This window comes from Klebsiella sp. JN_Kp122 (genome assembly GCF_040062085.1).
Classification (GTDB): domain Bacteria; phylum Pseudomonadota; class Gammaproteobacteria; order Enterobacterales; family Enterobacteriaceae; genus Klebsiella; species Klebsiella aerogenes.
This window is the reverse complement of record NZ_JBEAHW010000045.1, coordinates 166,009-176,645: the sequence shown is the minus strand read 5'-3', so window position 1 is coordinate 176,645 and position 10,637 is coordinate 166,009. Positions and strand designations below refer to the sequence as shown.

The 10,637-nt window shown below is 49.7% G+C and carries 9 protein-coding genes; 5 read left to right on the top strand and 4 right to left on the bottom strand.

The window, feature by feature from the left end; genetic code table 11:
• Positions 1 to 213 precede the first annotated feature (213 nt).
• Both purU and ABLU78_RS20065 read right to left on the bottom strand, forming a co-directional pair.
• Positions 214 to 1,056: a formyltetrahydrofolate deformylase gene (gene purU, locus ABLU78_RS20070; RefSeq protein WP_015705100.1), complete on the bottom strand. Its 843-nt coding sequence runs from the start codon at positions 1,054 to 1,056 to the stop codon at positions 214 to 216.
• A gap of 44 nt (positions 1,057 to 1,100) precedes the next feature.
• Positions 1,101 to 1,559, bottom strand: a complete 459-nt coding sequence (locus tag ABLU78_RS20065; protein ID WP_026612345.1) for a YchJ family protein — start codon at positions 1,557 to 1,559, stop codon at positions 1,101 to 1,103.
• A gap of 110 nt (positions 1,560 to 1,669) precedes the next feature.
• Here ABLU78_RS20065 and rssA point away from each other — a divergent pair, with 110 nt between their 5' ends.
• The 3 genes from rssA (at position 1,670) to galU (ending at position 4,773) form a co-directional block, all read left to right on the top strand.
• Complete coding sequence (gene rssA / locus ABLU78_RS20060) at positions 1,670 to 2,569, top strand: patatin-like phospholipase RssA (RefSeq protein WP_015367078.1); 900 nt, start codon at positions 1,670 to 1,672, stop codon at positions 2,567 to 2,569.
• Between the two features lie 89 nt (positions 2,570 to 2,658).
• Positions 2,659 to 3,672, top strand: coding sequence for a two-component system response regulator RssB (gene rssB, locus ABLU78_RS20055; RefSeq protein WP_020079113.1), 1,014 nt, complete (start codon positions 2,659 to 2,661; stop codon positions 3,670 to 3,672).
• Positions 3,673 to 3,870: 198 nt separating this feature from the next.
• On the top strand, positions 3,871 to 4,773 hold the full coding sequence (gene galU, locus ABLU78_RS20050) for a UTP--glucose-1-phosphate uridylyltransferase GalU (protein WP_048228664.1): 903 nt from the start codon (positions 3,871 to 3,873) through the stop codon (positions 4,771 to 4,773).
• A 125-nt stretch (positions 4,774 to 4,898) separates the two neighbouring features.
• On the opposite strand, the gene hns is transcribed toward galU, so the two are convergent.
• On the bottom strand, positions 4,899 to 5,306 hold the full coding sequence (gene hns, locus ABLU78_RS20045; protein ID WP_004103116.1) for a histone-like nucleoid-structuring protein H-NS: 408 nt from the start codon (positions 5,304 to 5,306) through the stop codon (positions 4,899 to 4,901).
• Positions 5,307 to 5,855: 549 nt separating this feature from the next.
• Here hns and tdk point away from each other — a divergent pair.
• Complete coding sequence (gene tdk / locus ABLU78_RS20040; RefSeq protein ID WP_015705104.1) at positions 5,856 to 6,476, top strand: thymidine kinase; 621 nt, start codon at positions 5,856 to 5,858, stop codon at positions 6,474 to 6,476.
• A 183-nt stretch (positions 6,477 to 6,659) separates the two neighbouring features.
• Here the strand turns inward: tdk and adhE are convergent, their stop codons facing one another.
• Entirely contained in the window at positions 6,660 to 9,338 is a 2,679-nt protein-coding gene (gene adhE, locus ABLU78_RS20035; RefSeq protein ID WP_015705105.1) for a bifunctional acetaldehyde-CoA/alcohol dehydrogenase, read from the bottom strand.
• Between the two features lie 478 nt (positions 9,339 to 9,816).
• On the opposite strand from adhE, the gene ABLU78_RS20030 reads away from it, so the two are divergent.
• Complete coding sequence (locus ABLU78_RS20030; RefSeq protein ID WP_015367071.1) at positions 9,817 to 10,464, top strand: YchE family NAAT transporter; 648 nt, start codon at positions 9,817 to 9,819, stop codon at positions 10,462 to 10,464.
• The last annotated feature ends 173 nt before the right edge of the window (positions 10,465 to 10,637 follow it).

Sequence of the window (10,637 nt, the reverse complement as noted above, 5' to 3'; positions counted from 1 at the left end):
GTCGATGACGGCAGATTTACAGTCTGCTCCCTTTGGCCGCTCGGGAACCCCACCACGGGGTAATGCTTTTTACTGGCCTGCTCCCTTCTCGGGAAGCGGGGCGCATCATACCAAATGACGCGCCCCTGTAAAGCATTCCTTTGACAAAATTAAACTGGTTGCCTGATTTTTACGCGTAACGCCGTAAAGCTAACCAATTCATTTCGCTGTCGATTAAAGAATAATCGTCCGATTACCGTAAACAAAGACGCGTTGCGCCAGCACCTGATACAGCGCACGGCTTAAGACGTTTTTTTCCACGTCGCGGCCCGCGCGCATCATATCTTCGGCGGTATAGGTATGATCGACATGAATCACGTCCTGCATGATGATTGGGCCTTCATCCAGATTATCATTCACGTAGTGGGCGGTGGCGCCAATGATCTTCACGCCGCGCTCATAGGCCTGATGATACGGACGCGCGCCGATAAACGCTGGCAGGAATGAATGGTGGATATTAATGATTTTGTTCGGGAAGCGGGCGACAAACTCCGGGGTAAGTACGCGCATGTATTTTGCCAGTACCACGTAATCCGGATCGTGGGCGGCTATCGCATCACCCATCCGCTGGTCGTGCTCTTCGCGGCTCAATCCTTCATGGCTCACCAGCTCAAAAGGAATATCAAAACGTTCTACCAGCGTGCGCAGCGTTTCATGGTTGCCGATAACCGCGGCGATGTCGACATCCAGACCGCCATAGTTGGCTTTCATCAGCAGATCGCCGAGACAGTGAGCTTCTTTGGTGACGAGAATCACCACTCGGCGACGGCCCGCGGGATTGAGTTCACGGATTGAGCCTTCCGGCAGCGCGCTATCGAGGTCGGCGAGCAGGGTGGCGTCATTAAAGATGCCTTCGAGCTCGGTACGCATAAAGAAGCGGCCGGTACGATGATCGACAAACTCATTGTTCTGTACAATGTTCAGCTCGTGTTTGTAACAAATATTCGTGATACGCGCGATGAGGCCTTTCTGATCAGGGCAAATGGTGCGTAGTACTTTACGTTGTAATGAATGCATCGCGGGGAAAATCCTGTTGTGTTTGCAATTGCTGATGCCGGGCCTTACTGGCCGCAGCATTTTTTAAATTTTTTACCTGAGCCGCAAGGGCAGGGGTCATTACGACCAATTAATGGTCGGGTGCCGTCAATATAGTACCACTGTCCGTTTTCTTTTAAGAATCTGGAACGTTCAATAATCGCGCCGGGACGGTTATCTTCAGTAAAGCGTGCGATAAAGCTGACAAAGCCTTCATCGGAACTACGGCCGTTATCGGTTGCGAAAACGGTTAAACCAAGCCACTGCGTATTGGCAAAGCCTTTTTCGATATCGGCGCGAAAGCGTGGCGCCTCACAGTGTGGATGCCAGGTTTTGATTAAATAATCGACATCTTTCATCACGAATGCGCTATAGCGGGAACGCATCAGCTGTGACGGGCTCGGCGCAAGCTGACCGCCAGTCAGATATCGCTGGCAACATGAGCTATACTCCAGAGCGCTGCCACAGGGGCATAATTGCGACAAAATCGCCTCCATGGAAAAGAATGACGGCGCCAGAGCGCCAAAGTGCATTATGTTAACTGAGCGATGGCGCTGATGTCATGCTCGGAGTGGAAGGATATGTATCTGTACTAATGAGAAAGCTAAAGATTGGTTTAGCGCTAGGGGCTGGCGCCGCGCGCGGTTGGTCGCATATCGGCGTGATCAAAGCGCTGCATCGGGCGGGAGTTGATGTCGATGTGGTAGCGGGATGTTCGATTGGTGCCTTAGTCGGTGCGGCCTACGCCTGCAATCGCCTCCCTGCGCTGGAAAAGTGGGTTAGCTCCTTTAGCAACTGGGACGTGCTGCGATTGATGGATCTCTCCTGGCGGCGCGGCGGACTGTTACGTGGCGAGCGGGTGTTCAATCAATACCGGCAAATTATGCCCGTCGCGCAAATTGAAGCGTGCGAACGCCGTTTTGCCGCCGTGGCGACTAATCTGAGTACCGGGCGCGAATTATGGTTTACGGAAGGCGATCTGCACATGGCGGTCCGCGCTTCTTGTAGTATGCCTGGCCTGATGTCGCCGGTGATGCATAACGGCTACTGGCTGGTGGATGGCGCGGTGGTTAATCCGGTCCCGGTCTCACTGACGCGAGCTTTGGGGGCGGATATTGTGATTGCCGTCGACCTCCAGCATGACGCCCATCTTATGCAGCAGGACCTGTTATCAATCGAATCGCCGCGTCCGGAGCCGATAGAAGAGCTAAGTTGGCATTCCCGCCTGCGATCCCGGTTGGGGAGAATGAGCTCTCGTCGTGCGACAATAACCCCCACGGCGATGGAGATTATGTCAACCTCGATACAGGTGCTGGAAAATCGCCTGAAACGTAATCGTATGGCAGGCGATCCGCCGGATATCCTGCTCCAGCCGTTTTGTCCGCAAATCTCCACTCTTGATTTTCATCGTGCTGGCGAAGCGATGGCCGCAGGACAGCTGGCCGTTGAGAAAAAAATGGATGAATTATTACCCTTGGTGCGCACTTCCGCGTAGCGCACTTGTCCAACACTTAAGTAAATTCTGACAGGCGATAGCGTGAATAGCGTGCCACTATTTAATTATCGTCAGCCAGGGGAGAGAACATGACGCAGCCATTGGCGGGAAAACAGATTCTGATAGTTGAAGACGAACCCGTTTTCCGCTCTCTCCTTGATAGCTGGCTAACTTCCCTGGGGGCGACTACCCGCCAGGCGGAAGACGGCATTGAAGCGCTACAGCAAATCGCGATTTCGAAACCGGATCTGATGATTTGCGATATCTCGATGCCGAGGATGAACGGCCTTGAACTGGTTGAGCAGGTTCGCAACCAGGGTGAACAGCTCCCGATTCTGATGATTTCAGCGACCGAAAACATGGCGGATATTGCTAAAGCATTACGTCTTGGCGTGCAGGATGTCTTACTGAAGCCGGTAAAAGATTTTAATCGCCTGCGTGAAACGGTGTATGCATGTCTCTACCCGACAATGTTTAGTTCACGAGTTGAAGAGGAAGAGAGATTATTTGAAGACTGGGACGCGTTAGTTAGCGATCCCCTGGCGGCGTCAAGGTTATTACAGGAACTTCAGCCACCGGTGCAGCAGGAGATTTCCCATTGTCGTATCAATTATCGTCAGCTTATCTCAGCGGATAAGCCGGGGTTGGTGCTGGATATTGCGCCGTTATCAGAAAATGATCTGGCGTTTTATTGCCTGGATGTCACCCGCGCTGGCGATAATGGCGTTCTGGCGGCATTATTATTACGCGCTTTGTTTAATGGTTTGCTGCAAGAACAACTTGCTCATCAGGGACAGCGCCTGCCGGAAATGGGCGCATTGTTAAAACAAGTTAACCAATTACTCCGCCAGGCCAATTTACCGGGTCAATTCCCATTGCTGGTTGGTTATTATCACAGCGGATTAAAAAATTTGATTCTGGTTTCTGCCGGTCTTAACGGTACGTTGAATACCGGAGAGCATAAAATTCAAATTAGTAACGGCGTTCCATTAGGAACGTTGGGCAACGCATACCTCAACCAAATTAGCCAGCGCTGCACATCCTGGCAGTGCCAAATTTGGGGAGCAGGGGGACGTTTACGCTTGATGTTGTCTGCAGATTGAACAATTCGCTCTATTTTTAGTAGGTGGGATTACCGGGCCTACATTTCCGGTGGTACTATCACTGCGTTTTATGCGTAAAAGTCCTAATTCGAGGGTATCCATACCTTTTCAGACCAGGTTTAACTGATCAGACTGATATACTCGATGCGTTATTTATTGACGATTAAGTTCAAAAAACGAACAGTCCAGGAGATTTCAATGGCTGCCCTTAATTCTAAAGTAAGAAAAGCTGTTATCCCGGTAGCGGGATTAGGCACAAGGATGCTACCCGCCACCAAGGCTATTCCGAAAGAAATGCTGCCACTGGTAGATAAACCATTAATCCAATATGTTGTTAACGAATGTATCGCCGCTGGGATTACTGAAATTGTTCTGGTGACACACTCTTCGAAAAATTCTATTGAAAACCATTTCGATACCAGCTTCGAACTCGAAGCGATGCTGGAAAAACGTGTAAAACGTCAGCTTCTGGAAGAAGTTCAGTCTATCTGTCCGCCGCACGTCACCATTATGCAGGTACGTCAGGGGCTGGCTAAAGGTCTGGGCCACGCGGTGCTGTGCGCGCATCCGGTTGTCGGCGATGAGCCGGTTGCGGTTATTCTGCCCGACGTGATTCTGGACGAATATGAGTCCGATCTGACCCGTGATAACCTGGCGGAGATGATTGTTCGCTTTGACGAAACGGGCGCCAGCCAGATCATGGTTGAGCCGGTTGAAGACGTCACCGCTTATGGTGTTGTTGACTGCAAAGGCGAAAGCCTGCAGCCTGGCGAAAGCGTGCCGATGGTTGGCGTTGTTGAGAAACCAAAAGCAGACGTCGCGCCGTCTAATCTGGCGGTAGTCGGTCGTTATGTGCTGAGCGCCGATATTTGGCCGCTGCTGGCGAAAACCCCTCCGGGAGCCGGTGATGAAATTCAGCTGACAGATGCTATCGATATGCTGATCGAGAAAGAAACCGTAGAAGCTTACCACATGAAAGGCAAAAGCCATGACTGCGGTAATAAGCTCGGCTATATGCAGGCCTTCGTAGAATATGGCGTTCGCCATAAAACTCTGGGCGAAGACTTTAAAGCCTGGCTTGCGCAAGTGGTCGCGAAGTAATATTCGCCACCCGAAAAACCGGTTCGCCTGATAGCGAACCGGTTTTTTTATGCCTGATACTTTCAGCGTGTAACGATAAAAAAAATCCCGCCGAAGCGGGATTTTTATATCAAGCGTAAAGCGAATTAGAGCAGGAAATCGTCCAGTGTTTTACCTTGCTCGTCCATTGCTTTCTTGATGACTGCCGGAGTACGACCCTGGCCAGTCCAGGTTTTAGTTTCGCCGTTTTCATCAACGTAGCTGTATTTTGCCGGACGTGCAGCACGTTTAGTTTTGGTGCCAGCTTTAACTGCTGCCATAGTGCTCAGCAGTTCATTCGGATCAATACCGTCAGCGATCAGCATTTCGCGGTACTGTTGCAGTTTACGAGTGCGCTCTTCAATTTCAGCAGCAGCGGCGCTTTCTTCTTCACGACGTTCGTTAACGACAACTTCTAATTTTTCCAGCATCTCTTCAAGCGTTTCAAGGGTGCATTCTCTTGCCTGCGCACGAAGAGTACGGATGTTGTTCAAAATTTTAAGTGCTTCGCTCATTGTAGTAATCTCAAACTTATATTGTGGGGTGGTTTGTTGAACTAATAATAGAGCGATAAAATCAGATGTGCAATAGGGGAGAATGTAAGGAATTCAAAATTACTTGTTATTTGTCTGGTTGATTAAATAATTTAAGTTAAATTTTCGCGCGACTTCACATCTTCTCGCTTATAGCTTAAGCATACGCACTGACGCTAAAACCATGAGTCAGGATGATTTTCCTGCGTTTCGAGAGTAAATTTATACTTCACGTGGATAAATATCACACTTCAGTTTTAGCGCATTAGTTATGGTGATGTTTAATATAAATTGGCGACCAAAACCCATTATAGTTGTCTGGAGAATGGCGGTTTAAGCACAAAACGACAATGATTTGTATCTGCTACCGTGGTGACGGTGATGTCTGAACGCTATTCCTTCGCTGGCCGTTTCATTTGTTGTAAAGCATTGTCATTAAACCAGCAGCAATACCGCCGTGAAAGCACGGTAGGCTCAGTAATATATGATACAATTGCGCGGTAAAACACATTGATTGGGGTTACGCAGCCGATGGCACAACTTTATTTTTACTATTCTGCAATGAATGCAGGTAAGTCTACTGCGCTGTTGCAGTCGTCGTACAATTACCAGGAACGAGGGATGCGTACCGTCGTTTATACCGCTGAAATTGACGACCGTTTTGGTTCTGGCAAAGTGAGCTCACGAATCGGGCTTTCTTCACCAGCGCGGCTGTATAATCCTCAGACATCGTTATATGCCGATATAGCGTCAGAACATGCCCGCCAGCCCATCCATTGCGTACTGGTGGACGAAAGCCAGTTCCTGACCCGCGAACAGGTTCATGAGCTCTCAGAAGTCGTGGATGAGCTGGATATCCCTGTATTGTGCTACGGCTTGCGTACAGACTTCCGCGGTGAGTTATTCAGCGGTAGCCAGTATTTGTTAGCATGGTCGGATAAACTGGTTGAGTTAAAAACGATTTGCTTCTGTGGCCGTAAGGCAAGCATGGTGTTACGCCTTGATCAGGAAGGGCGGCCATACAATGAAGGAGAACAGGTAGTGATTGGCGGTAATGAGCGGTACGTTTCCGTATGCCGTAAGCATTATAAAGAGGCGTTAAGCACCGGTTCATTAACTCAGGTGCAAAGTAAGCTGCGCCACGGCGAATAATGCTGTAATTTCATTACCTTCAGGCGTCTAAATGGCGCCTGTTGTCTTTTATGGAATCGGTTCCTTTATTCCGACTTCACCAGATTCATTGCATACAATACTCCTGGATGAAACTCTAATAAAGTACGAATATAAAAAAAGCCCCATCAATAGATGGGGCTTCGTTCATTTCAATTCTGCGAATTAAGCGGATTTTTTCGCTTTTTTCTCAGCTTTGGCCGGAGCCGCTTCTTTTTTCACAGCCGCCGCTTCACCTTCTACAAAGTCACGACCGTAGTAGGTATCCAGCAGAATCTGTTTCAGCTCGGCGATCAGCGGGTAGCGCGGGTTAGCGCCGGTGCACTGGTCATCGAAGGCGTCTTCAGACAGCTTATCAACGTGAGCCAGGAAATCAGCTTCCTGAACGCCGGCTTCGCGAATAGATTTCGGAATACCCAGTTCAGCTTTGAGGCTTTCCAGCCATGCCAGCAGTTTCTCGATTTTCGCCGCAGTGCGGTCGCCCGGAGCGCTCAGGCCCAGGTGGTCTGCGATCTCAGCGTAGCGACGGCGCGCCTGCGGACGGTCATACTGGCTGAATGCGGTCTGCTTGGTCGGGTTGTCATTCGCGTTATAGCGGATAACGTTGCTGATCAGCAGGGCGTTTGCCAGACCGTGAGGAATGTGGAACTGCGAGCCCAGTTTGTGCGCCATTGAGTGGCACACGCCGAGGAAGGCGTTAGCAAACGCGATACCGGCGATAGTGGCGGCGCTGTGCACACGTTCGCGGGCTACCGGGTTCTTAGAACCTTCATGGTAAGAGGCCGGCAGATACTCTTTCAGCAGTTTCAGCGCCTGCAGAGCCTGACCATCGGAGAACTCAGAAGCCAGTACGGAGACGTAAGCTTCCAGAGCGTGAGTCACGGCATCCAGACCACCGAAGGCACAGAGAGACTTCGGCATATCCATGACCAGGTTGGCATCGACAATCGCCATATCCGGAGTCAGAGCGTAGTCAGCCAGCGGATATTTCTGTCCAGTTGCATCGTCGGTTACTACGGCGAACGGGGTAACTTCAGAACCGGTACCGGAGGTGGTGGTAATGGCAACCATCTTGGCTTTGACGCCCATTTTCGGGAACTTGTAGATACGTTTACGGATATCCATAAAGCGCAGCGCCAGTTCTTCGAAGTGGGTTTCCGGGTGCTCGTACATGACCCACATGATTTTTGCCGCATCCATCGGGGAACCGCCGCCCAGGGCGATGATTACGTCTGGTTTGAAGGAGTTGGCCAGATCCGCGCCTTTACGCACGATAGTCAGCGTTGGGTCAGCTTCAACTTCAAAGAACACTTCGGTTTCTACGCCAGCCGCTTTCAGTACGGAAGTGATCTGGTCCGCGTAACCGTTGTTGAACAGGAAGCGGTCAGTCACAATCAGCGCGCGTTTGTGACCATCAGTAATCACTTCATCCAGTGCGATTGGCAGTGAGCCACGACGGAAGTAGATAGATTTCGGAAGTTTATGCCACAACATGTTTTCAGCTCGCTTAGCAACGGTTTTCTTGTTGATCAGGTGTTTCGGACCAACGTTTTCAGAGATGGAGTTACCACCCCAGGAACCACAACCCAGAGTCAGGGAAGGTGCGAGCTTGAAGTTATACAGGTCGCCGATACCACCCTGGGAAGCCGGGGTGTTGATCAGGATACGCGCGGTTTTCATCATCTGGCCGAAGTAGGCCACGCGAGCCGGCTGGTTGTCCTGGTCGGTGTACAGGCAAGAGGTGTGACCGATACCGCCCATGGCGACCAGTTTTTCTGCTTTATTGACCGCGTCTTCGAAATCTTTCGCACGGTACATTGCCAGCGTCGGAGACAGTTTTTCGTGAGCGAACGGTTCGCTTTCGTCAACGTCGGTAACTTCGCCGATCAGAATCTTAGTGGTGGCTGGCACGGTGAAGCCTGCCAGTTCAGCGATTTTTGCCGCTGGTTGACCAACGATCGCCGCATTCAGCGCGCCATTTTTCAGGATGATGTCCTGAACGGCTTTCAGCTCTTTACCCTGCAGCAGGTAGCCGCCATGGCTGGCAAAACGCTCGCGGACGGCGTCGTAGACGGAGTCGACAACCACCACGGATTGTTCAGAAGCACAGATAACGCCGTTATCGAAGGTTTTTGACATCAGTACGGACGCCACAGCGCGTTTGATATCAGCCGTTTCATCAATAACAACCGGCGTGTTGCCCGCGCCAACGCCGATAGCTGGTTTACCGGAGCTATAAGCGGCCTTAACCATACCTGGGCCGCCGGTGGCGAGGATCAGGTTGATGTCAGGATGATGCATCAGTGCGTTAGACAGTTCTACGGAAGGCTGGTCGATCCAACCGATCAGATCTTTCGGCGCGCCTGCGGCAATAGCTGCCTGCAATACGATGTCCGCCGCTTTGTTAGTCGCGTCTTTAGCACGCGGGTGCGGAGAGAAGATGATGGCGTTACGCGTCTTCAGGCTGATCAGCGATTTGAAGATAGCAGTAGAAGTCGGGTTGGTAGTCGGGACGATACCGCAAATAATACCGATTGGCTCAGCAATGGTGATGGTACCGAAAGTGTCGTCTTCAGACAGGACGCCACAGGTCTTTTCATCTTTATAGGCGTTGTAGATATATTCGGAAGCGAAGTGGTTTTTGATCACTTTATCTTCAATAATACCCATGCCGGATTCGGCAACAGCCATTTTAGCGAGAGGGATTCGAGCATCTGCAGCGGCCAGAGCGGCGGCACGGAAGATCTTATCAACTTGTTCTTGAGTGAAACTGGCATATTCACGCTGGGCTTTTTTTACGCGCTCTACAAGTGCGTTAAGTTCAGCGACATTAGTAACAGCCATAATGCTCTCCTGATAATGTTAAACTTTTTTAGTAAAACAGTAGCTCGATTCGACATTATAGACAGGCTGTTAACAGCTTGCATGTAAATGTTAACGTAAAGATTTCTAACGCTTTGAACCCACTGATTTACTAAAAAAGCTTTGTCTCACTACGCACTCAGGTACTTCGGCCTTTCACTCTGTTGATGTAGCCAAGATTACTCACTTCTGAGTATTAATTACGTGATTTGGATCAATATTTGGCGATGCTGATACCTTTCAGCAGGTCAATAATTAACCAGTCAAGTCAAGGTTAATGATAAGGTATGCATATTTAATGAATAAAGTGCATGCGCGAAACAAATATATAACAAATAAAATCAATAAACCCCGGCTGCATATTTGAGATGAATTGTGGCGATGAAAAGGGTATCTTCTGCGCAATTATTTTGTACCGATACTGTCAACAGCCTTTTTGAATGGTGCTGCGGAGTTCACTGTGACCCTACCGTTGTTTGATTTCGCTATTTATTTTAAATTTTTTATCGGCCTGTTCGCGCTGGTCAATCCGGTTGGCATCATTCCGGTTTTCATTAGTATGACCAGTTACCAGACGGCGCTGGTACGTAATAAGACGAATCTGACGGCTAACCTGTCGGTGGGTATCATCCTGCTTACCTCGCTCTTTCTTGGCGATGGCATCTTACAAATTTTCGGCATCTCAATTGATTCCTTCCGTATTGCCGGCGGGATCCTGGTGGTGACGATCGCCATGTCGATGATCAGCGGCAAGCTCGGCGAAGATAAACAAAATAAACAAGAGAAGTCGGAGACGGCCATTCGTGAAAGCATTGGTGTCGTACCGTTGGCATTACCTTTAATGGCGGGGCCGGGGGCAATTAGTTCCACGATCGTGTGGGGCACGCGTTATCACTCGATTGCCCATCTGATCGGTTTTTCAATCGCTATTGCGTTGTTTGCCGCCTGTTGTTGGGGAATTTTCCGCATGGCGCCATGGTTAGTCAGATTGCTGGGGCAGACCGGTATTAACGTCATTACACGTATCATGGGGCTGTTACTGATGGCTTTAGGCATCGAGTTTATTGTTACCGGGATTAAAGCGTTGTTTCCTGGATTGACAGCATAGCCGGTGTATCAGGCGCGGGGTTGGGCCCCGCGTTTGAAAGATTATTAGCAAAAGTTATTCCTGGTACTAATAAAAAAGACAAACGATAACTTTTGCTAATGATGATTTAATTTTATATTTATCATATGGTTAGTTGATTTTATTCTATCTCGCCGTACTGTCTTTCTCCTGTC

Bases quoted from the DNA above. Each gene is read 5' to 3' on its own strand.
- galU (WP_048228664.1), top strand. From the start codon at position 3,871: ATGGCTGCCCTTAATTCTAAAGTAAGAAAAGCTGTTATCCCGGTAGCG.
- rssB (WP_020079113.1), top strand. From the start codon at position 2,659: ATGACGCAGCCATTGGCGGGAAAACAGATTCTGATAGTTGAAGACGAA.
- tdk (WP_015705104.1), top strand. From the start codon at position 5,856: ATGGCACAACTTTATTTTTACTATTCTGCAATGAATGCAGGTAAGTCT.
- purU (WP_015705100.1), bottom strand. From the start codon at position 1,056: ATGCATTCATTACAACGTAAAGTACTACGCACCATTTGCCCTGATCAG.
- adhE (WP_015705105.1), bottom strand. From the start codon at position 9,338: ATGGCTGTTACTAATGTCGCTGAACTTAACGCACTTGTAGAGCGCGTA.
- rssA (WP_015367078.1), top strand. From the start codon at position 1,670: ATGAGAAAGCTAAAGATTGGTTTAGCGCTAGGGGCTGGCGCCGCGCGC.
- hns (WP_004103116.1), bottom strand. From the start codon at position 5,306: ATGAGCGAAGCACTTAAAATTTTGAACAACATCCGTACTCTTCGTGCG.